This is a genomic window from Nocardia sp. NPDC023852, assembly GCF_040639505.1.
Taxonomy (GTDB): Bacteria; Actinomycetota; Actinomycetes; order Mycobacteriales; family Mycobacteriaceae; genus Nocardia.
This window is the reverse complement of the sequence record NZ_JBFAAB010000047.1, coordinates 1-25,810: the sequence shown is the minus strand read 5'-3', so window position 1 is coordinate 25,810 and position 25,810 is coordinate 1. Positions and strand designations below refer to the sequence as shown.

Annotated in this window: 3 protein-coding genes and 1 pseudogene; 1 reads left to right on the top strand and 3 read right to left on the bottom strand. The window is 66.4% G+C overall.

Translation table 11 applies throughout. The features are described from left to right. On the bottom strand, positions 1-1,409 hold a 1,409-nt coding region (locus AB0H00_RS31240; protein WP_357273394.1), incomplete at its 3' end, for a type I polyketide synthase. 25 nt (positions 1,410-1,434) lie between these two features. Here AB0H00_RS31240 and AB0H00_RS31235 point away from each other — a divergent pair. Continuing rightward, complete coding sequence (locus tag AB0H00_RS31235) at positions 1,435-1,704, top strand: phage DNA packaging protein J (RefSeq protein WP_357273392.1); 270 nt, start codon at positions 1,435-1,437, stop codon at positions 1,702-1,704. Positions 1,705-2,216: 512 nt separating this feature from the next. On the opposite strand, the pseudogene AB0H00_RS31230 reads toward AB0H00_RS31235, so the two are convergent. Then, positions 2,217-11,066: pseudogene (locus AB0H00_RS31230) on the bottom strand (type I polyketide synthase); the annotation flags it as partial. 116 nt (positions 11,067-11,182) lie between these two features. Continuing rightward, positions 11,183-25,738, bottom strand: coding sequence for an SDR family NAD(P)-dependent oxidoreductase (locus AB0H00_RS31225; protein WP_357273389.1), 14,556 nt, complete (start codon positions 25,736-25,738; stop codon positions 11,183-11,185). Positions 25,739-25,810: the final 72 nt, after the last annotated feature.

The following is a 25,810-nucleotide window of genomic DNA, read 5'->3' as shown; positions in this document are numbered from 1 at the left end:
CAGCCACGATCCGAAGGGAACTCACTGATGGCGTCCGTGCCCGACAACACCAGATCCCACAGCTCATCCGGCGACTCGACACCGCCGGGATACCGGCAGGCCATACCCACGATCGCGATCGGCTCGTCGGTGAGCACCCGGCGCGGGGTGCGCGCGGCGCGTGTCTTGGCGTTGGCGCCCTCGACCCGGGAACGTAGGTAGCGGGCCAGTGCCGTCGCGGTCGGATAGTCGAACGCGAGGGTCGACGGAAGCTGTAGCGCCGTAGCTTTGGTGAGCCGGTTACGGAACTCCACCGAACCCAACGAATCGAAACCGAGTTCGGTGAACGGCTTCTCGGCATCGATAAACGCGCCAGAGGGATGGCCCAACACCGCGGCCACCTGATCCCGCACGAAATCGACAACGACCGTGTCGTACTTGTCCGGCGGCGCCGAAGCCAACCGCCGCGCCAGATCCCCACCACCACTATCAGTACGCCGTGGTGCCGGCACCAGCGACTGCAAAAGCCCCGACAACAGGCCAGCCCGCGCCTGGATGGCCAATGACGCCATGTCGAAGTCGACTGCGGCGACGAACGGTGTGCTCGCGCCGCCCGCCAAATCCAACAGCGCGAGACCGTCGGCCTCGTTCAATGGTCGAAACCCTTTACGCGACAATCGATCCAGGCCCGAATTGCCCAGATCCGCCGTCATTCCGCCGGCCTGGTTCCACGGACCCCACGCCACCGAAAGCGCGGGCAGGCCCGAGTTGACACGGCGGCGCGCCAACGCGTCCAGCACCGAGTTCGCCGCCGCATAGTTACCCTGGCCCGGCGATCCGAGGATTGCCGCGACCGAGGAGAACATGATGAACGCCGACAAGTCGCGATCGAGCGTGAGCTCGTGCAGATGCAGCGCCGCATCGACTTTCGGTGCGAGTACGCCGTCGATCTGTTCGGGTGTCAGCGTGTCCACGGTTCCGTCGGCCAGCACACCCGCCGCGTGCACGACGGCAGTGAGTGCGGGACCGTCGCAGAGATCGTCGAGCATCGACGCCACGGCGGCACGATCGCTCACATCGCAGGCCACCACCCGTGTCCGAGCCCCGAGTTGGGCCAGCTCGGCAACGAGTTCGGCGACGCCTTCGGCGTGCTCACCCTGCCGTGACACCAACACCAGATTCCGCGCGCCGTGCCTGTGGGCGAGGTGCCGGGCCACGAGCGCTCCCAACCCGCCGGTACCACCGGTGATCAACACCGCGCCGGAGCCGATCGCGATACCCGACCCGCTCGGCTGCGTGTCGCGACGAATGAGCTGTGGTGTGAGCAGCACACCCGCGCGCACCACGAGCTGCGGCTCGTCGGCATCGAGGGCGGCCGATATCAGCTCGGGTGTCACCTCACCGTCGATATCGATGTCCACCAACACCATTCGGCCGGAATGCTCCGACTGAGCACTGCGCAGCAAACCCCACGTCGCCGCCGCAGCCAGATCCGGGTCTTCTCCCGGCAGACCGGCACCATTGCGCGTCACCACAACCAGCCGCGCATCGGCCGCAGGTAGAGACAACCACGAGCGGACCGTCGCCAGCACCATGTGCACACGTCGGTGGACGACCTCCGCCGACAATGCCCGACTTTCCTCGGCGAAATTGTCGTTGAACCACACCAACACATCCGGAACGTCGTCCCCGGCAGCCTCACTCAGCGCGGTCACATTCGGGTAGCTCTCCGCGAACCCCAGAGAGAGCTTGTCCCAGTGGTCTTGTGGCCGCGAGGTGTCCTTGGCACGCTCATCGGCCTGCGTCGAGCCTACGACGACGATCCGCCGGCCACCCGTACCACCAGAAGCGAAGGAACGGAGCGGTTGAGCATCGATACCATCGACTGGGCTCCACTGCACGTCATACAGCCGGTGGTGACCGGCGAACCGACCATCGTGCAATGCCTTGCTGTTCACCGGACGCGCCTGCAGTGACTCGACTGTCAATACCAGAGCGCCTGTGTCGTCGCCGAGCTCGAGCCGGATACTGCTGTGTTCGACTGCGGCATTCGCTGGACCCTCATGGTCACACTCCGCTGCCGCATCGGGCCTGACGCTCATACCGCTGTGTTCGACTGCGGCATTCGCTGGACCCTCATGGTCACACTCCGCTGCCGCCTCGGGCCTGACGCTCATACCGCTGGCGGCTTCGCTGCGTCGGATTCGTGCCCGCACGGCCGTCGCCCCGGGACGGTACAACCGCACTCCGGTGAACGAGAACGGCAGCGGCGCCTGGTCGGCGGCAAAGTCGGCGGCCAGCTCCTCCACCGCAGCGTGCAGCGCGGAGTCCAACAACACGGGATGGAGAAGGAACCGGTCGGCATCGGCGCCGCCCTCGGCCGGCAGCCGCACATCCGCCAAGATATCGCCACCGCCGTCCCGCCACAGGCGACTCACCCCCCGGAACGCGGGGCCATAGTCCAGTCCGCGCGTGGCCAACCGGCCATACATCGAATCGCCGAACGTCACATCGTCCCCAGGTAAAGGCACTCCGGGGCATGCTTCCGGACCCTGGACGCTGTCATCGGCCGCAGCATCACTCACCGCGCTGGGAGCGAGAATGCCACGAGCATGTGTGATTCCGGATCCACTATCGGAATTTTCGCCGATTACCCTGGACGCCACGACAAAGCGTCTGCGCCCGTCGTCATCGGGCTCTTCGACGCCGACCTGAACGTCGACCTCGGTCCGGTCGTCCAATCGCAGGGGTGCTTCCAGGACCAGCTCGTCGATGACCTCGATACCCAATCGAGCACCGACCGCCAACGCCAATTCCACGAAACCGGCTCCCGGGAGAAGTATCGCGCCGAATACCGTGTGATCGGCGATCCACGGATGCGACGCCACCGAAAGTCGGCCGGTGAACAGCCACTCGTCCTTGCCTGCGACCCTCACCTCTTCGGTCAGTACTGGATGGCGGGACGGTGCGGACGCATCGGGAGCTGGCTGCAGCCAATACCGTTGGTGCTGGAACGCGTAGGTGGGTAGTGGGACCCGTGACACGGTGCGGTTGTCGAACAGTGGCTTCCAGTCGACGTCGATACCTGCGGTGTGGGCGTGTGCGAGGGCGGATACGAACTGTGTCGGTTCGTCGGTCGAGCGTCGGGCTGGGGTTATCACTGTCGAGCGGGCCTCGACGTCCGGGGTTTGGGCAAGACATTGCCGGGTCATCGCCGATAGCACGGCCTCGGGGCCGATCTCGACAAACCGCCGCACGCCGGCGTTGACCAGGCTGTCGACGCCGGATGCGAACCGCACACATCCACGCACCTGCTTCACCCAGTAATCCGGATCGGTCAACTCCACACCGACGACTGCACCATCGAGGTTCGACACGACCGGAACGTTCGGCAGATGATAGGTCACACCTTCGGCCACCGAACGGAACTCGGCCAGCATCGCATCCATACGCGCCGAATGAAACGCATGACCGGCCCGTAACCGGGTGGTCCTGTAGCCAGCCGCGCCGGCACCCCGCTCCACCTCCTCGATAGCGTCCCGGTCGCCGGACAACACCACCGACGACGGACCGTTCACCGCTGCTATCGACAACCTGTCCCGGTATCCGGCAACAAGTTCTTCCACGTCCTCCTCCCCCACAGCCACCGACAGCATCGCCCCACCGGCAGGCAATGCCCCCATCAACCGACCGCGCGCAGCAACCACACGACACGCATCCGACAACGACCACACCCCGGCCACATACGCAGCCACCAACTCACCGACCGAATGCCCGATCAGCATGTCCGGTACAACACCGAAAGACTCCACCAAACGACACAACGCCACCTCGAACGCGAACAACGCCGGCTGGGTGAACTCTGTCCGATCCAACAACGCCACACCGTCACCCCGCGCGAACATCGCATCCTTCAGCGACCGCCCCAACAGGGGATCGAACTCCGCGCACACTTCGTCCAACGCCGCCGCGAACACCTCGAACGAGTGGTACAGGCCCGCACCCATCCCGTCGCGTTGCGCCCCCTGCCCGGTGAACAGCAACGCCGTTTTACCCGACCCGACCACTGCCTCGACAGCACCGGAAGACATCACCCCTGCCGCGAAATCGGCAAGACCGGAAAGCAACTCGCCGCGGTCTGCGCCGACAACCGCGCCCCGGTACTCGAGCCGACCACGAAAGTTGGCCAGCGAGTATGCGATGTCCCACACATCCAAGTCAGGTTTGTCGATCACCCACTGCCGCAACCGTTGCGCCTGCGCCCGCAAACCCGACTCTGATTTCGCCGATATCAGCAACGGTACGGCCGCGGCAGGGTGAGGTAGGGCTGTCGGCGCGGACTGCGGGGTGGGGACTTCCCGGCCTCCGATGTCGTCTGCGGGGTGGCGGTGTATTACCTGTTCCGGGCCCGACCGCCGGGTCGGTGCCTGTTCCAGGATGGCGTGTGCGTTGGTGCCGCTGACACCGAACGACGACACTCCGGCGCGGCGAACACGGCCGTTGGCCGGCCATGGCCGTGGCTCGGTCAACAACGCAACATCGCCCGCCGACCAGTCCACGTGTGGGCTCGGCTCGTCGACATGCAAGGTCTTCGGTAGCGTTTCGTGCCGCAACGCCTGCACCATTTTGATCACCCCGGCCACGCCCGCCGCGGCCGCGGTGTGGCCGATATTCGACTTGAGCGACCCGATGTGCAGCGGCCGATCCGGCCGATCCTGCCCGTAGGTGGCAATCAGCGCCTGCGCCTCGATCGGATCACCCAAAGGCGTTCCGGTGCCGTGCGCCTCTACCGCATCCACATCCGAGGGCTCCAACCCCGCATTGGCCAACGCCGCCACGATCACCCGCTCCTGCGACGGACCGTTCGGCGCGGTCAGACCATTCGACGCACCGTCCTGATTGATCGCGCTACCACGCACCACCGCCAACACATCGTGGCCCAAGCGACGGGCGTCCGAGAGGCGTTCGAGCACGAGCACGCCGACGCCCTCAGAGAAGGCGACACCGTCGGCCGCGGCTGAGAACGACTTGCAACGTCCATCGGGCGACAGACCACGCTGCCGCGCGAATTCCACGGAGAGAAACGGATCGGCATAAACCGTCACACCGCCCGTCAGCGCCAGCGAGGTCTCCCCCTGGCGCAACGCTTGACAGGCCAGATGCAAAGCGACCAGCGACGATGAGCACGCGGTGTCCACCGTGACGGTAGGCCCTTCCACACCGAAGACATACGCCAGCCTGCCGGAGGTCACGCTGCACTGGGAACCAGTGAGCCGATAACTCTCCAATTCGCCGGCCACCCGGGTGTAGTACGTCGAGTAGCACGCTCCCACGAACACGCCGGTGTCACTGCCGCGCAACGAGACCGGGTCGATACCCGCGTCCTCCAAGGCCTCCCAGGATGCCTCCAACAACTGACGCTGCTGCGGCTCCATCGCCGACGCCTCCTGCGGACCGATACCGAAGAACCCGGCGTCGAAATCACCGGCAGCATCGAGGAATCCGGCACGACGGGCATAAACGGTGCCCGGCTTGTCCGGATCAGGATCGAACAACCGCTCCAGATCCCAGCCCCGATCCGACGGGTACTCACCGGTCGCGTCGACTCCGGATGTCAGCAGGTCCCACAGGTCATCCGGCGATTTCACACCTCCCGGGAACCGGCATCCCATTCCCACGATCGCGATCGGTTCATCCGCCCGAATCCGGCGCACCGTCTTCCTGACCGGTTCGCCTACCGCCTCCGGCTCGACACGGGACTGCACCAACTTCGCCACTGCCGCCACAGTCGGATGATCGAATACCAGGGTCGAGGGCAATTGCAGACCGGTGGCCTTGGCCAGCCGATTACGGAATTCCACGCCGCCGAGCGAGTCGAAACCGATCTCGTCGAAACGCTGATCGGGCCGGATGTCGTCGACCGAATCATGCCCCAACACCGCCGCCGCCTGCGCCGACACCACCTCCAACACCACCTCACCACGTCGGGCCGGTGGCACCTGAGCCAACCGAGCGCCCAACGCACCCGCCGCCAGACCCGGTGAGGGCTTCCGCGCCGCCTTCCCTGGATACGTCGAACGCGGCACGAACCCACGCAACACCGCGGGAACCGCACCGAGGTCGGACTCCCGCCGCAGCACGCCGATGTCGAACCGGAACGCGGCCACACACACATCGGCGCCGGCGAGGGCATCGTCGAAAAGACGCACACCGTCGGCATTCTCGAGTTGACCCAACCCCAGCCGACCCCACCGCGCCACGGCCGTACTCCCCAGGCCGCTGGTCATCCCGCTGCTCTGGTTCCACGGCCCCCACGCCAGCGACACAGCAGGTAACCCTGCCGCGCGACGCCGCCGCGCCAGCGCGTCCAGGAAACCGTTCGCCGCGGCATAGTTGCCCTGCCCGGCCGACCCCAGCGCCCCCGCGACCGAGGAGAACACCACGAACGCCGACAAGTCGCGGTCACGCGTCAGCTCGTCCAGATGCCACGCCCCGTCCACCTTCGGCGCCAGCACCCGATCCACCTGCTCACTGGTCAGAGTCTCGATGGTGCCGTCGTCGAGCACACCCGCGGTATGCACCACCGCAGTCAACCCACCATCGGAATCGATGGTGTCCAACAGGTTCCGCACCGCATCACGGTCGGCGACATCACACGCGACCACCCGCACGTCCGCACCCGCCTGCGCCAGCTCGGCGACCAACTCGGCCGCACCGGCCGCCGCGGGTCCCCGCCGTGACGACAGCACCAGCCTGCGCACACCATGCTCGGCGACGAGATGGCGGGCGAACAACGCACCCAATCCACCCGTACCACCGGTGATCAGCACCGTCCCACCCCCCATCCCCGGACGCGGCTTGTCCCGATGGTCTTGCCCCCCGGAACGCTCCGAGGCAGGCCGCGGCACGGTGTCCTCCGATGCACGCCTCAACCGGGGGACCAGAATCTGCGCACCCCGCACAGCGACCTGCGACTCACCGGACCGCAGCACGGCCGCGATCCGCTCGACATCCAGCGGCTCGGCCGGATTCTCGTCGACAAGAACGAACCGCTCCGGATTTTCCGACTGCGCACTGCGAACCAACCCCCACACCGCGGCCGCGGCCACGTCCGCAACCTCTCCAGCCAGCCCCGCACCGCCCGTGGTGACCACCATCAGCCGGACATCGGACAGGCGTTTTTCGGCAAGCCAGGACTTCAACATGCCCAGCGTGGCGTGCACCCGAGCCCGAACTGCTCCCGGGCCGTCAACGGCCTGCTCGCTCGCCCGCCAGACAGCAACATCCACAACACGGTCGGCCGCGACAACATCGGAAACCCCGGTATAGGAGTCCTCGATCCCCGAAACCCTCGTATTCGCGAGCTCCGCAATGCGGGGTGCGGGCTGAGCGGTCCTCGCAACCGATTCCGCGGTTGGCTGCCAATCAACCTGATACGAGCCGGCCTCGTCAGCGGACAGGCTGCTTCGGAATTCCTCGACATCATACCGACGCAGCAACACCTCGTCGACAGACAGGATCGGGGTGCCGTCCGCGTCGACAGCCGCGACGGCCACGGTGTCGGCTCCGGTCTTGACCGCGATGACCCGAAGCGATGTCACCTCCGCAGGCCCGAGACCTCGCCCGCCGTCAGACGCCGGCTTGTGGAAACGCGCACCACCCCACCGGAACAGCAACCAACCGGTGTTCGGATCGGAATCCACCTGGCGGAAAACCAGCTGGGAGAGCCCCGCGTGCACCACCAGCTCCATCAAGGCCGGATGCACATCATGGCGGCCCGATTCCGCCACCGCGTCGGTATCCAGCACGACCTCCGAGAGCACCGTGTCGCCACGTCGCCACACAGCATGCACCCCGATGAACGCCGGACCGTACTCGAGCCCGGTGTCGTCGGTGATCTGCTCGGCAAGCGTCACGCTGTCCACAGCTACACGCTCGGCATCGACCGGCGGCCAGTCCTCGTCCCGCAACCGCGACACAAGCACCGATTCCCCAGCCCACCCGTCACCCGACCAACCGCCCTCGACGAGCTCCGCGCTGTTACGCCGCGCCGCAAACGCACCCGACGCATTGCGCTCCCATTCTGCTTCCGCGTCGGACGACTTCCGGTAGAAGCACTCGAACGTACGCCGCCCGGACTCGTCTGCGGCCTGCACCAGCACCTGCACCTCGACGTTGTCGCCACCGGGCCGGATCGGCGACTGCACAATAACTTCCTCAACCGCCTCGCAACCGATCCGACCGCCCGCGACGAGGAGAAATTCGAGCAACAACACCCCCGGCACCACCACCACACCGTGGGCCATGTGATCAGCGATCCACGGATGGGTACGCACCGAGAACCGGCCGGTGAACAACCACTCGTCGGTCCCCGCCAACCCAACCACACCCGTCAGAATCGGATGGTCCGTCGATGACTGCGACGCATCGCCGCCGGGCTGCAACCAGAACCGTCGATGTTGGAACGCATACGTCGGCAACGCGACCCGACCTACCCCACGGCCGACGAACAACGGCCGCCAGTCCACCCGCACACCCGCAACATGAACCTGCGCCAAGGCGGTAATGAACTGTTCCACTTCATCAACCGACCGCCGGGCGGCCGCCGCCACCCGCGACACCGACTCGACCTCAGGGTTCTCGGCCAGACACCCACGCGTCATCGCCGCCGACACCGCATCCGGACCCACCTCGAGAAAACGCCGCACACCAGCCGCGACCAGTGCATCCACGCCCGGAGCGAACCGCACACAACCCCGCACCTGCCGCACCCAATACTCCGGATCAGTCACCGCATCGTCGGCGAACTCACCGGACTCGTTCGACACGATCGGCAACGTCGGCGATTGGTATGCGATTCCTTCGGCCACCGCACGGAACTCGGCCAACATCGGATCCATCCGCGCCGAATGGAAAGCGTGGCTGACCCGTAGCCGATTCGTCTCGACTCCAGTGGCGGAAAGCTGCCGCTCGATCTCCTCGATGGCGGCAGCGTCCCCGGACAACACCGTCGACGACGGGTCGTTCACCGCCGCAATCGACACCCGATCACCGAACCCGGCAACCGCGTCCACCGCTCGCTCCTCGCCGATCGCCACAGCGAGCATCGAGCCACCCGCCGGCAACGCACCCATCAACCGGCTCCGCGCCGCCACCAGGGCACACGCGTCCGACAGCGACCACACGCCCGCCACAAACGCAGCCGCCAACTCGCCGACCGAATGCCCGATCACCGCATCCGGTGCGACACCGAACGAATCGATCAGCCGGAACAACGCCACCTCGAACGCGAACAACGCGGGCTGGGTGAACTCCGTCCGATCCAACAACCCATCCGGATCGGCAAACATCAGATCTTTCAGCGAGCGCCCGAGCAACGGGTCGAACTCCGCACACACCTCATCCAACGCCGCCGCGAACACCGGAAACGCGCGATACAGCCCTGCGCCCATCCCGACTCGCTGAGCACCCTGACCAGTGAACAGAAAAGCCGTCTTGGCAGAACCCGCTTTCGCCTCGATCGCGCCCGGCGCACCCGCCGCCAACTCGGCAAGACCGGCCAGCAGTTCGTCCCGGTCACGTCCCACGACCGCACCGCGACAGTCCAATAGCGCCCGCGAGGTCGTCAAGGAATGCGCTACATCCCACACGTCCGCGTCGGGGTGGCCGAGCAACCACTGCCGCAAGCGATCGGCCTGTGCGCGGACGGCTTCGACGGACTTGGCCGATATCACCAGCGCGGCGACATCCGACACGATGGGCTGCTTCGCAGCCGCCATCTGCTCGGCGTCGCCGCCAGGGTCCGCGACGACCGGTTCGGCAGGTGCCTCCTCGAGAATGAGGTGGGCGTTGGTACCACTGGCCCCGAACGACGACACACCCGCCCGACGCACCCGTTCCCCCGCAGGCCACGGCTCACTGTCTTGAAGCAGCCGTACCGTATCCGCGGACCAATCCACATGCGGCGTCGGCGCATCCACATGCAACGTCTTCGGCAACATCTCGTGTCGCATGGCCTGCACCATCTTGATCACACTCCCCACCCCGGCTGCCGCCGACGTGTGACCGACATTCGACTTCAGCGAACCCAAACGCAGCGGAGCGCTCGCACGCTCCTTCCCGTAGACGCTGATCAGTGCCGACGCCTCGATCGGATCCCCCAACATCGTGCCCGTGCCATGCGCCTCCACCGCATCCACATCCGACGCCGACAAACCCGCATTCGCCAACGCCTGCATGATCACTCGTTCCTGCGCCAGGCCATTCGGCGCAGTCAAGCCGTTGCTCGCACCGTCCTGATTCACCGCGCTGCCCCGCACCACCGCCAAGACGGTGTGCCCGAGCCGCTGGGCATCCGACAACCGCTCCAACACCAGCATTCCGAGGCCTTCGGCGAAACCGGTCCCGTCGGCGGCCGCCGCGAACGCCTTGCAGCGGGCATCGGATGACAGCGCACGCTGACGCGCGAATGCGATCAGCAGAGACGGATCCGACATCACGGTGACGCCACCCGCCAGGGCCAACGTGGCATCGCCCTGCCGCAACGCTTGACACGCCAGATGCAATGCCACCAACGACGACGAGCACGCGGTGTCGACCGACATCGCCGGGCCCTCGAAGCCGAAGGTGTAGGCGATCCGACCGGACAGCACACTGTTCGCGACGCCGAGGTAGGCATGACCTTCCGCCTCGGCGGTGATGGTCGGCGAGCCGATGCGAGGGCCGTAGTTCTGGTGGATGACTCCGGTGAAGACGCCGGTGTCACTGCCACGCAGTGACACCGGGTCGATACCCGCGTCCTCCAACGCTTCCCAAGACGCCTCCAGCATCAGACGCTGCTGCGGATCCATCACCACAGCCTCACGAGGACTGATTCCGAAGAAACCCGCATCGAAGTCGCCGATGACGTCCAGGAACCCGCCTTCACGGGTGTAGATCGTGCCCGGCACATCCGGATCCGGGTGGTACAGCCGATCCAGATCCCACCCCCGATCGGTCGGAAACCCACCGACCGCGTCGACACCGGAAGCGACCAGATCCCACAGCTGCGCAGGGGATTTCACACCCCCCGGATAGCGGCAACTCATCCCCACGATCGCGATCGGCTCCCGCGCCCGTTCCTCCAGCTCCCGAATATTCCGGTTCGCAGCGCGCAGATCTCCGGCCAGCCTCTGCAGCGACCGCGTGAGTCGTTCCTCGATACTCATGCTCGACCAAACTCCTCATCAATCAAATCCAAGAGCTCGCTGCCCGAATGCGCAGCGAAGTCGTCGTCCCCATCGCTGCGCCGTCGCCCACCGAAATGGGACCGAAGACGGTCACTGATGCCGAGCAATGTGGTCACTGTCGCCTCGTCGTCTTCCGCCACAGCAAGGAGGCGGTCGACCATCGCCTGCAAACGGGAAAGGTCCTCGGCCGGGGTGTGCTCGACGGGGTCCTCGATCGGAGCGATCTCCTGGCGGACGTGACCGGCCAGTGTTTCCGGAGTGGGATAGGAGAACATGGTGGTCGGGGACAATCGCACGCCGACAGCCGATTTCAGGCGGTTGCGGAATTCCATCACGCCGAGCGAGTCGAACCCGAGATCTTTGAACGGCTTGTCGGGGGCGATCGAGTCCGCAGTGGTGTGTCCCAGGACGGCCGCGGCCTGGACGCGGACCACGTCGAGAATGACGCGTTCCTGCTCAGCGGTCGAGCGGCCGAGCAGTTGCGCCGCCAAAGGCGGGGAGCCTGCGGAGCGTCCATTCAACGCTGTCGGGTGCCCGCTCTTGGTGGCGCTCACACGGCGGTGCGCCGGCCGTGTCACGCCGCGCAGGATCGCGCGCGAACCATCGGGATCTGTCTCGGCGAGCGCGTTCCGATCGATCCGGACCGCCACGAACGCCGGCCGGCCGCCCGCCAGTGCCGCGTCGAACAACGCCATACCGTCCACGTCACCCAACGGAACAAAACCTTCCCGCCGCAACCGAGCGAAATCGGCCTCACCCAGCGCACTGGTCATACCGCCGCTCTGCTCCCACGGTCCCCACACCACCGATGTCGCCGGCAAACCGCTCACCTGCCGGAACTGGGCCAACGCGTCGAGGAACACATTCGCCGCCGCATAATTCGCCTGCCCCGGATTACCGATCACACCGGCGATCGAGGAATACAACACGAACATCGACAGATCCAAGTCTTTGGTCGCCTCGTGCAGATTCCACGCCGAATCGACCTTCGGCCGCAATACCATCGCAATCTGCTCCGCCGTCATCGTTGCCAGCAACCCATCGGCCAACACACCCGCGGCATGGACGACACCGGTCAACGGATGCTGCGCCGGAATCGCCGCCAACACCGCGTCCAGCGCCACCCGATCAGCCGCATCACACGCGACCACATCGACCTGCGCACCGAACGCGGTCAGCTCGGCAGCGAGCTCGGCCGCGCCGGGCGCCTCCGGACCACGCCTGCTCGTCAACACCAGCCTGCGCACACCATGCGCGCTGATCAGGTGCCGAGCGGCCGCTGCACCCAACCTCCCGGTACCGCCGGTGATCAACACCGTGCCATCAGGACGCAACCGGGTCGGCACGGTCAACACGTTCTTGCCGATATGCTGGGCCCGGCTGAGATACCGATAGGCCTCCGGCGCCTGCCGCACGTCCCACGCGGTAGTCGGATACGGCGCCAACACCCCGGCATCGAAAAGTCCGACCAGAGCAGTCAGAATCTCGCGCAGCCGATCCGGACCCACCTCCATCAACAGGAAACTGTGGTAATCCACACCCGGATGCTCGGCAGCCACCTCGACCGGATCACGTCGATCAAGCATGCCCATCTCGACGAACCGACCACCGCGCGGCAGCAACCGCAACGACGCGTCCACGAACTCGCCGGCCAGCGAATCGAGCACGATATCCACCCCCCGACCGCCGGTAGCGTCGAGGAACTTCCGCTCGAAATCCGAAGTCCGCGAATCACCGATCTCCGAATCGTCGAACCCCATATCGCGCAACACGTTCCACTTCGGCTTGCTCGCGGTCACCAGCAACCGCAAACCCAGATGCCGCGCCAACTGCACCGCCGCCATACCCACACCACCCGTGGCCGCGTGCAACAACAGGGTTTCACCAGCCTGCGCCCCGGCCAGATCGACAAGACCGTAATAGGCAGTCGCATACACGATCGGCACCGCCGCCGCCTGAGCGAACGACCAACCGCGCGGCATCGGCGCGAGCAACCTACGATCAGCCACCGCAACCGACCCGACGCCCGAGATCAACCCGAAAACCCGGTCACCAGGCATAAACTCGGTCACATCCGGCGCCACCTCCAGCACGACCCCGGCCCCCTCACCACCGATTCGACCATTCGGGTCCGGGTAAGTGCCCAACGCGATCAATACGTCCCGGAAATTGAGGCCCACCGCCCGCATGCTCACCCGAACCCGCCCCGGTCCAAGCGGTTCCAACACACCCGGGTTGTCGCTCAGACCGAAATTGTCAGCGGCCAACGTACCGTTGCCACGCAAAGTCAACGCCCATGGCGAGGGGGCGACCGGCTCACTGTGCACACCGGACGAGCTGAACAGGCCATTTATTCCATCGACGGCGACCCTGAGCCGCGGCGCGTATGCCGTCCCACGCCGCAGCGCCAGCTGAGGTTCACCGGCGCGGGTGAGGGCCAGTGCCACGGCATTCCGATAGTCGGCCCGGTCGTCGACGTCCACCAAGAGAAGCCGGTCCGGGTTCTCGCTCTGCGCGGTGCGCAGCAGACCCCACGCCGCCGCCCCGGGCAGGTCCAGCGGCTCGCCGGGATGCACCGCCACCGCCTGCCGGGACACCACAACGACGAGCCGGTCTCCCGTCAGTAGGCGCTGCACCCGCTCCGCCAGCAAGGCGACCGAATTTCGCACCATCGTCGGGAGAGCGCCGTCGATGGCCGCAGCGTCGATGCGCGAGTGCTCACTCCATCGCGGATCGTCGAGCCGTACCACCGTCGCGACCCGTCCCGCGATCGTGACGGTTTCTCCGTCCTCGGCGGGGCTCCAGGTGTCGGCCACGGCGAGTCCTCCCGCGGGGTCTGGTAGCGCGACCCAGTCCACCTGGTAACCGGCGCCGTCGGCCCGACGGTCCGCCGAGCCGAGCGCCTCGGTCGACAGCGGACGCAGCGTCAACGCGTCCACCTCGGCCACCACCATGCCCGACACGTCGGTGAGGGTGACCGCGATCCGGTCACCGCCCGGTGCCGAGCCGGTCGCGGTCGCGCGGACCCGCAGTGCGCTAGCTCCCGTCGCGTGCAGCGTGACGTTCTCCCAGGAGAACGGGACGACGACCGCACCGGCCCGCGTGTCGGGAACCAGCCCGCCGAGCAGGATCGCGTGCAGCGCGGCGTCCAGCAACGCCGGATGCACACCGAAACTCACAGCCTCCGATCGGATCTGCTCCGGCACCGCGACCTCCGCGAACACCTCACCGTCGCGCCGCCACAGGGCAGTCAGTCCCCGGAACGCCGGTCCGTACTCATAGCCCAAGTCGGCCAGATCCGCATAGGGGTCATCGATCTCGATCGCAGTCGCGCCGGCCGGCGGCCAACTGTCCATCCTCGTGTCCAGCGACGGCTGATCCGATTGGGCGGTGACGGTCGCGACCGCGTGGCGGACCCACTGGTCCTCGGCCCTATCGGACTCGTCGCCACCGTGCGCACGCGAGTACACCGACACCGTCCCCGCACCCGTCTCATCCGGTCCGCCCGCCACTACCCGCAGCCCGACCGCTGCGGCGGGCGGAATCGGCAGGGGTGCCTCGATCACCAACTCCGCCAACCGCGGGCACCCGACCACCGTTCCCACATGCAGCGCCAACTCGACCAGGGCAGCGCCGGGCAGCAATGCCATCCCCGCGACAACATGATCGGCCAGCCACGGATGACCGGCTCGAGACAGGCTGCCGGTGAACACCACGTCCTGGGAATCCGGCAGCCGCACCATCGCGCCCAACAGCGGATGTCCCGCATCATCCATACCCGACTGCCGCACATCTGCCACGCCGACCGGCTGCAACCAATACCGCTGATGCTGGAACGCATACGTAGGCAGCGGAACTCGATCCCGGACGCGGCCCGCGAACAGCGCTGTCCAGTTCACTTCCATTCCCGCGACAGCGGCTCGCGCCAGCGCCGACACGAACTGGGTCGACTCGCCGACGGAGTGCCGGCCGGCCGCGACCACCGACGAGCGGGCCTCGATGTCCGGAGTCTCGGCAAGACACTGCCGAGTCATCGCTGCCAGCACCGCATCCGGCCCGATCTCCACGAACCGCCGCACCCCTGCCTCGACCAGGGTGTCGATCCCCGGCGCGAACCGGACACACCCGCGTACCTGCCGCACCCAATACCCCGGGTCGGTCACCTCCGCGTCGACCACGACGCCGGAGACGTTCGACACGATCGGGAGAGTCGGCTGGTAATAGGTCAAACCTCGCGCCGTCCTATGGAATTCGTCGAGCATCGGCTCCATCAACGCCGAATGGAACGCATGACTGACCCGCAGCCGGGAGGTCTTCACGCCGGCAACGGCAAACGTGTCCTCGATCTTGTCGATCGCGAACGCGTCTCCGGACAACACCACCGACGACGGACCGTTCACCGCCGCGACCGACAACCTGCCGTCGAATCCAGCGACGATTCCCGCCGCATCCGCCTCTCCCACCGCCACCGCCAACATCGCCCCACCTTCAGGTAGTGCCCCCATCAGCCGCCCGCGCGCAACTACCAGGGCACAGGCATCCTCGAGCGACCACACTCCCGCCACGTATGCGGCGGCCAGCTCCCCGATCGAATGTCCGATCAGCATGTCCGGTACCACACCGAACGATTCCATCAGCCGGAACAACGCCACCTCGAACGCGAACAACGCGGGCTGGGTGAACTCCGTGAGATCCAACAGCGCCGCGTTACTCGGATCGAACACCAAGTCCTTCAGCGACCAGTCGAGCAGCGGATCGACCTGGGCGCACACCTCGTCGAACGCCGCCGCGAACACGTCGAAGGCCGCGTACAACCCCGCACCCATCCCGGTCCGTTGCGCGCCCTGCCCGGTGAACAGGAACGCCGCCTTGCCCGAACCCGCTGTCGCCTCGATCGTGCCCGGCGAACCCGCCGCCAACTCGGTCAGACCAGCCAGCAGCTCGCCTCGGTCACGCCCGACGACAGCTCCGCGGAAGTCGAGCCGAGCACGGGTCGTCACCAAGGAATGCGCGACATCCCACACGTCCGCGTCAGGATGGTCGATCAACCACTGCCGCAGTCGGTCCGCCTGCGCACGCAGACCCGACTCGGAACTCGCCGACACCAACCACGGTACGGTCACCGAGGGGCGGGGCGCCAGCTGCGATACCGAAATTCGCTGGGCAGGTGCTTCTTCCAGGATGGCGTGGGCGTTGGTGCCGCTGACTCCGAATGAGGACACTCCGGCCCGGCGGACTCGCCCGTTGCGTGGCCATGGCTGTGGCTGGGTCAACAACTCGACATCGCCGGCTGACCAGTCCACTTTCGGGCTGGGCTCATCGACATGCAAGGTCTTGGGCAGTGTTTCGTGCTGCAACGCCTGCACCATCTTGATTACTCCACCTACACCCGCCGCGGCGGTGGTGTGCCCGATGTTCGACTTCAGCGACCCGAGCCGCAACGGTCCACTCGATCGTCCTTGCCCGTAGGTTCCGATCAGTGCCTGTGCCTCGATCGGGTCACCTAACGGCGTTCCTGTTCCGTGTGCTTCGACTGCATCGATGTCGGTTGGCTCCAATCCCGCGTTCGCCAACGCCGCCGTGATCACCCGCTCCTGCGAAGGGCCGTTCGGTGCTGACAGGCCATTGCTTGCACCGTCTTGGTTGATCGCGCTGCCACGCACTAGCGCCAGCACAGGGTGGCCTAAGCGTTGCGCGTCCGACAGGCGTTCGAGTACCAGCATGCCGACGCCCTCGGAGAAGGCGGTGCCGTCTGCTGTGGCGGCGAAGGACTTGCAACGCCCTTCGGGTGATATGCCGCGTTGCCGGGCGAAATCGATGGACAGGTAGGGATCGGCGTAAATCGTGGCGCCGCCGGTCAGCGCAAGGGAGGTCTCTGCCTGCCGCAGCGCCTGGCAGGCCAGATGCAATGCGACCAGCGACGACGAGCAGGCGGTGTCCACGGTGACGGAAGGGCCTTCTATGCCGAAGACATACGACAGTCTTCCCGAAGTCACGCTGCCCTGTGTGCCGGTGAGCCGATGGCCCTCGAACTCGGGGGTGACCCGGTTGAAATAGCCTGAGTAGCATGCCCCGACGAATACGCTGGCATCGGTACCGCGCAACGCGCGTGGGTCGATACCCGCGTTTTCCAGCGCTTCCCATGATGATTCCAGGAGATGACGCTGCTGCGGGTCCATCGCGGATGCCTCCCGCGGGCTGATTCCGAAGAAACCGGCATCGAAATCAGCAGCGTCGTCGAGGAAGCCGGCACGACGGCTGTAGACGGTGCCGGGTTTGTCGGGATCCTCATCGAACAGCCGCTCCAGATCCCAGCCTCGGTCCGAGGGGTATTCGCTGGTTGCGTCGATTCCTGCGGCAAGCAGATCCCATAACTCCTCCGGGGATTTCACACCGCCGGGGAACCGGCAGCCCATCCCCACAATGGCAATCGGCTCGTCGGTTCGGACCCGACGCGCCACCTTATTGACCGGCTCGCTCGCCGCTTTCGGCTCCACGCGGGACAACACCAGTTTCGTCACCGCCGCCGGAGTTGGATAGTCGAACACCAGAGTCGAGGGCAGCTGTATGCCGGTGGCCTTGCCCAGTCGGTTGCGAAATTCCACCCCGCCCAACGAATCGAAACCGATTTCGTCGAAACGCCGATCGGGCCGGATGTCGGCCGCCGAATCATGCCCCAACACCGCCGCCGCCTGCGCCAACACCACCTCCGACACCACCTCACCACGGCGGGCCTGCGGCACCTGAGCCAACCGCTGAGCCAACGCACCCGCCGCGGGCTTTGCCGCGGCCTTCGTCGGGCGCTTCGAACGCGGCACGAACCCACGCAATACCGCGGGGACCGCATCGGGATCCGACGCGCGCCGCAACACACTCGCGTCGAACCGGATCGCGGCCACACGCGCGTCCGAACCGGCAACCGCGTCGTCGAACAATCGCAGACCTTCGCCGTCACCGAGCTGGCCCAGCCCCAACCGCTCCCACCGCACCAGGGCGGTGCGGTCCAGCTCACCGGTCATCCCGCTGCGGGAGTTCCACGGCCCCCACGCCAACGACACAGCGGTCGATCCCGCCGCGCGGCGCCGCTGCGCCAACCCGTCCAGGAAACCGTTCGCCGCAGCGTAATTGCTTTGCCCGGCCGAACCCAGCACCCCCGCCATCGAGGAGAACACCACAAACGCCGACAGATCACGCTCACGTGTCAGCTCGTCCAGATACCACGCCCCGTCAACCTTGGGCGCCAACACCCGATCGACCTGTTCACCGGTCAACGACTCCACGGTGCCGTCGTCGAGAACACCCGCCGTATGCACCACCGCAGTCAACCCGCCATCAGCTTCGATAGCGTCCAACAGGTCCCGCACGGCATCACGATCAGTGACATCACACGCGACCACCCGCGCATCAGCACCCGCACCAGCCAGTTCGGCGACCAGCTCGGCCGAGCCCGGTGCTTCGGGTCCTCGCCGCGAGGACAGCACCAACCTGCGCACGCCGTGTTCGGCGACCAGGTGACGAGCTAACAATGCACCGAGCCCGCCGGTACCGCCGGTGATCAACACCGTGCCGTCACCGAACGACGGCAACGCATCAATGTCGTGGCCGCCGTCGCGGCCCGATGCCCGCGTCAGTCGGGGAACCAGGATCTCCGTACCACGCACCGCGACCTGCGGCTCACCCGAAGCCAGCACGGCCGCGATCCGATCGGCATCCAACGGCTCGGCCGGGTCCTCGTCGAGGAGAACAAACCGTCCCGGATTCTCCGACTGCGCGCTGCGGACGAACCCCCACACCGCGGCCGCAGCCACATCCGGAACCTGTCCGGGCAACCCCGCACCCCCCGTGGTGAGCACCACCATCCGAACATCGGACAAACGCTCTTGGGCAAGCCACGACTGCACCGTGGCCAACGTGGCATGCACACCGGCCCGCACCACTGCCGGATCATCGGCTGCTCGCCCCGGGCTCCGCCATATCACCACTTCCGGAACATGCTGTGCGGCAACAACCTCGGCGGCGGATGCGAAGGACACATCGATCCCCGGCACCGTCGAATCCGCGAGCACGGCCATCGGCAGTGTCGGCCGGTCGGCGGCCGTCGCTGCCGCGGTGGGCTCCCACTGCACCCGGTACAGACTTGCCTCGCCATCGGACAAGCCGCGCCGGAATTCCTGGACATCATTGCGGCGCATCATGACCGCGTCGACCGACAGGATCGGATTGCCGTCCACATCGACAGCCGCGACTGCGATGGTGTTCACTCCGGCCTTCGCCGCGATAACTCGAAGCGCTGTCGCCTTCGTGGGCACCGGTGTGTGGAAACGCGCACCGCCCCACTGGAACAGCAACCAGCCGGAGTCAGGGTCGGAATCGGCAGCACGAAAAACCAACCGGGAAAGCCCCGCATGCACCACCAGCTCCATCAAAGCCGGATGCAGACCATGCCCGGACTCCGGTGCCGCGTCGGTGTCCAACACGACCTCCGAGAAAACCGTGTCGCCACGCTGCCACACCGCGGGCACACCGATGAACGCCGGACCGTACTCGAGTCCGGTGTCCTGCGTGATCTGCTGCGGAAGCGTCAACCGGTCTACGTCTACGAGTTCGACATCGACCGGCGGCCACTGCTGGTCCCGCAGTTGCGACACCAACGCCGAACCACCGGCCGGCTGCGCCGCAAGCACACCGGTCGCATTGCGTGCCCATTGCTCATCGGAGGAATTCCGATAGAAGAATTCGAACGAACGCCGCCCGGACTCGTCTGCCGCCTGCACCAACACCTGCAACTCGACCACGTCGGCACCGGGCCGGATCGGCGCCTGCACCATGACTTCCTCGACTACCTCGCAACCGATCCGGCCACCCGCGACGAGAAGGAACTCGAGTAACAACACCCCCGGCACCACCACCATGCCGTAGGCCAAGTGATCAGCGATCCAGGGATGCGTGCGCAACGAGAACCGGCCGGTGAACAACCACTCGTCACTACCCCCGAGCTCCGTCACACCCGTCAGAATCGGATGACCATCGACGCCGCCCACCGCCCCGACAACCTCGGGCTGCAACCAGAACCGCCGATGCTGGAACGCATAAGTCGGTAACGGCACCCGGCGCGTCCCACCCAACAACGGACGCCAGTCCACACCAACACCCGCCACATGGGCCGCTGCCAAACCAGACACCAACTGGGTCGGCTCATCCACCGAACGCCGAGCAACCGCGACCACGACCGATGTGGCCTCCACATCCGGGGTCTCGGCAAGACACAGCCGGGACATCGCGGACAGCACAGCATCCGGCCCGATCTCGACGAACCGGCGCACCCCTGCCTCGACCGCCGTGTCGATCCCCGGCGCGAACCGCACACAACCCCGCACCTGCTCGACCCAATACCCCGGATCAGTCACCTCATCACCGACCACGACTCCCGACACATTCGACACGATCGGGACGGCCGGCCGGTGGTAGGTCAAGCCTTCGGCTACGCCCCTAAACTCGTCGAGCATCGGCTCGATCAACGCCGAATGGAACGCGTGGCTGACCCGCAGCCGGGAGGTCTCGACCCCCTCGACAGCGAGCTCGTCCTCGATCTCGGCTATCGCGGACACATCACCGGACAGCACCAGCGACGACGGACCGTTCACCGCGGCGATCGACACCTGGCCCGCGAAATCGGCCAGCATCCTGGCGGCGCGCTCCTCGGGCACCGCCACCGCCAGCATCGCCCCGCCCTCCGGCAGCGCGCCCATCAACCGACCGCGCGCCACCACCAGGGCGCACGCATCCGCCAACGACCACACCCCCGCCACATACGCAGCCACCAACTCGCCGATCGAATGCCCGATCACCACATCCGGCACCACACCGAAGGACTCCACCAACCGGAACAACGCCACCTCGAACGCGAACAAGGCAGGCTGCGTGAACTCCGTGAGATCCAATAGCGCCGCGTTGTTCTCGTCGAACATCAGGTTTTTCAGCGGCCGGGTGAGCAACGGATCGATCTGGGCGCACACCTCGTCCAATACCGACGCGAACACCGGAAACGCGCGATACAACTCCGCGCCCATCCCGGCCCGCTGCGCACCCTGACCGGTGAACAGAAACGCCGTCTTCCCTACTGCGACCTGCCCCTCGATGACCGACGATGTCACCTCGCCCGAGGCGAGATCAGCAAGGCCGGCCAACAACTGTTCCCGGTCGCCGCCCACGACCGCGCCACGTCGATCGAAGTGCCCACGCGACTCGATCAACGAGTACGCGGCACTGCGCACATCGATGTCGGGCCGGTCTATCAGCCACTGCCGCAACCGATCGGCTTGTGCGTGCAGCGCGTCGTCGGACTTCGCCGAGATCAGCAACGCAACCACATCGGTAGCCACGGCCGACTCGCCGGCACCGGCGGAACTGTCGACCACGGAAACGGCAGTGGAGGGGGCTTCTTCGAGGATCACGTGCGCGTTGGTGCCGCTGATTCCGAACGACGACACACCCGCACGCCGCACCCGATCGGTGACGGGCCACGGTTCGGCGTCGGTCAACAACCGCACTGAGCCCGCGGACCAGTCCACATGCGGCGTCGGCACATCCACATGCAAAGTCTTCGGCAGCATTTCATGCCGCAACGCCGCCACCATCTTGATCACACCACCGATACCCGCAGCGGCGACCGCGTGACCGATATTCGACTTCACCGAACCGATCCGCAACGGCTCCGACCGACCCTGCCCATAGGTGGCGATCAACGCCTGCGCCTCGATCGGATCACCCAATGCCGTTCCGGTGCCATGCGCCTCGACCGCATCCACATCCGACGCCTGAAGCCCGGCATTCGCCAACGCCTGCGCGATCACCCGCTCCTGCGAAGGACCATTCGGCGCGGTCAGGCCGTTGCTCGCACCGTCCTGATTGATCGCACTGCCGCGCACCACCGCGAGAATGTTGTGGCCCAACCGCTGCGCATCCGACAGACGCTCGACCACCACCACCCCGACACCCTCAGACCACGTCACACCATCGGCCGCGGCAGCGAACGCCTTGGACCGCCCGTCCGGCGCCAACCCCCGCTGTCGCGCGAAATCCACATACAGACTCGGACTCGCCGACACACTCACCCCGCCCGCCAGGGCCAGGGATGCCTCACCCTGACGCAATGCCTGGCACGCCAGATGCAACGCGACCAACGACGACGAACACGCGGTATCCACCGTGACCGCCGGCCCCTCCAAACCGAAAACATAAGAGACACGGCCGGATACCACACTGTGCGACGTCCCCGTCAGCCGGAAGCCTTCATACTCGCCGACCACCCCTCGCGAATACCCCGACGAGCAGGCGCCGACATACACCCCGGTATCGGTACCGCGCAACGACGCAGGGTCGATCCCCGCGTCCTCCAGAGCCTCCCAGGAGACTTCCAGCATCAGCCGCTGCTGCGGATCCATCGCCGCCGCCTCACGCGGACCCACACCGAAGAAGCCCGCATCGAAAGCTCCCGCGGCGGAGAGGAATCCGCCTTGCCGGGTGTAGACGGTGCCCGGCTTGTCCGGATCCGGATCGAACAACCGCTCCAGGTCCCAACCACGATCCGACGGAAACGGCCCGATCACATCCCGACCCGCCGCAACGAGGTCCCACAGATCCTCGCCGGATTCGACACCACCGGGGAAACGGCAACCGATCCCGACAATCGCGATCGGCTCGTCCGAGCTTGTGCGACGCACAACCCGCCGCACATCCAGATCCATACCCTCGAGCCGCGACCGCACCAACCGGGCCACCGCAGTCGGCGTCGGATAATCGAAAATCAGCGTCGTCGGCAACTCCACACCAGTGGCCGTCATCAGCCGATTCCGCAGCCGCTGACCACTGAGCGAATCGAACCCGAACGCAGTGAACGGCAGATCCGGACGAACAGCCTCCGAAGACTCGTGACCAAGCACCGCCGCAGCCTGCTCAGCCACCACCGCAAACACCAACGCATCACGGTCCTGCTCAGCAACAGCGAACAACCGCGGCGCCAACGGACCCGCCACCACAGCACGCCGCCGCCTACGCACTGGAGAAGCACTGCGCTGCAGCGACTCCGCAGATGTACGCTCGGTCGCTTCGACTGTCGCAAGCAGCAACTGCTCGATCGACAGGATCGGCTCACCATCCTCAGCAACGGCCGTGACCCGAACAGTGTTCGCACCCACCTGGTCGATTCGGACCCGCGCCGCTTCCACACCACCGCGATAGAGTCGAATACCATTGAACGACAACGGCATCCAGACGCCATCGGTCTCGCCGAGCCCGCCCGTACCAGCATGCAGCATCGCATCCAGCAACGCCGGATGAACACCGAAACGCTCGTTCCGATCAACTACGGTCTCGTCGAGCGACACTTCGGCGAACACTTCGCGACCGCGCCGCCACGCCGCCGTGACTCCTTGAAACGCCACACCGTAACCCACGCCACGCTCGGCCGACCGGCCGTACAGTTCTTCGGCTGACACCGGCTCGGCCGCCACGGGTGGCCACTCACCACCCGACCACAAGAGCGCGTCGTCAGTGTGCGGGGCGAGAACCCCCGTCGCACACTGCCGCCACTGCGAGATGTCGCCCTCGGACGCGACAGCCCACTCGCCATCTTGCCCCCCGAGGGACTCCGCGCTGTCGGGACGAGCGTGGATCGTGAAAGCTCGCCATCCGTGCTCGTCCGCCGCAGCAACACTCACCTGGATGTTCAACGCCATAGCCCGCAGCGGAAACGACGAAGACAGCCGCAACTCCGCCACCGACTCCGCACCCACCCTCGCACCCACGCTCAACGCGGCATCGACCCACACCGCGGCAGGCACCACAGCCGACCCGAAGACCACATGCTCGGCAAGCCACGGATGGGCCTCGGGCATCAGGCGACCGGTGAACAACCACTCGTCCCGCCCGGCCATCGACACCGAGGCACCCAACACCGGATGACCCGGAGGAATCAACCCGGCACGGCTCACCTCACCCAACCCCACACCCGCCACGAGACGCGGCGTCCAGCACCGCCGTCGCTGAAACGCATACGTCGGCAGCTCCACCCACGCCGCCGGCGTAGCCAACACCTCTGGTGTGACGTCGATGCCGACACAATGGGCACCCGCCAACGCCGCGGCGAACTGCTCGCGACCACCCCGACCACGCCGCAACGTGCCGAGGGCAGCTACCTGATCGGCTCTACCGATCGACTCCGCAGTCGACTCGACCGCCGCCGACACCACCGGATGTGGGCTGACCTCGACGAACGCGTTCATCTCGAGACGGATCAACGACTCGATCGCCTCACCGAAGCGCACCCGCTCCCGCAAACCCTGGTACCAATACCCCGCATCCAACTCCGCCGTGTCCACGAACTCCGCGGTCACCGTCGAAAAGAACGGAACCGAACCCGATTTCGGCCGAATCTGCGCCAACTCGGCCAGCACCCGACCCCGAATCCGCTCCACCGCCACCGAATGCGACGCGTAATCCACCGGAACCTGCTTCGCCCACACCCCATCGGCCGCACACCCGGCAAGAAACTCGGCCAACGCCTCCGACTCTCCCGACACCACCGTCTGCCCCGGTCCGTTCACCGCCGCGACCGACAACCGATCACCGAACGCTGCCACACGATCCGCCACCACATCCGCCGCCAAACCGACCGACGCCATACCCCCCGAACCCGACAACACCTCCGCGACAGCACGAGACCGCACCGCCACAACCCGCGCACCATCCGCCAACGACAACCCACCCGCCACCACCGCCGCCGCGATCTCACCCTGCGAATGCCCCACCACCGCAGCCGGCTCCACCCCACCAGCTCGCCACAGCCGCGCCAGCGACACCAACATCGCAAACAACACCGGCTGCACCACATCCACCCGCTCCAGTGACGCCGCACCAGGCTCCCCGCGAAGCACTTCCGTCAACGACCAAGCCACGAACGGCGCCAACGCCGCCTCACACTCCGCGATCGACTCCGCGAACACCCCACCCGACGCCAACAACTCCGCACCCATCCCCACCCACTGACTGCCCTGCCCCGGAAACACGAAAACCACCCGCCGAGACAGGGCACGACCGGTCACCAGGTAGGGCTCGGTCTCCACCGATTCCGCCGCCGAATCGGCCAACACCGCCAACCCTGCGCGCATCGCGTCGACGTCGTGCCCGACCACCGCACCACGCCACTCCAACTGCGTACGCGTACGCAAGAGCGAATACGCCACCTCGGCGCCACCCCCCTGCGGGTGATCGGCCAACCACTCCTGTAAGCGAACAGCCTGCTCCCGCAAAGCCTCCCGGCTTTGCCCGGACAACACCCATGCCAGCGGCCGCGAGGCGTCCACGTTCCGGGCCGGGTGTGTCCCGGAGTGGCTTTGTCCGGGGAATCGCGCCGGGATGACGACATCGGCCGCCGCAATCGGCGACAGTGATTTGGGCTCGCCCGCAGTCCATGCGGGAGCTTCCTCCACAATCACATGCGCGTTCGTGCCGCCCATACCGAATGACGACACTCCTGCCCGGCGCAACGTCACGGTATCAATCGCGGCGCTGGCTGGGCCCTCATGGTTATGCTCCGCTGCGGT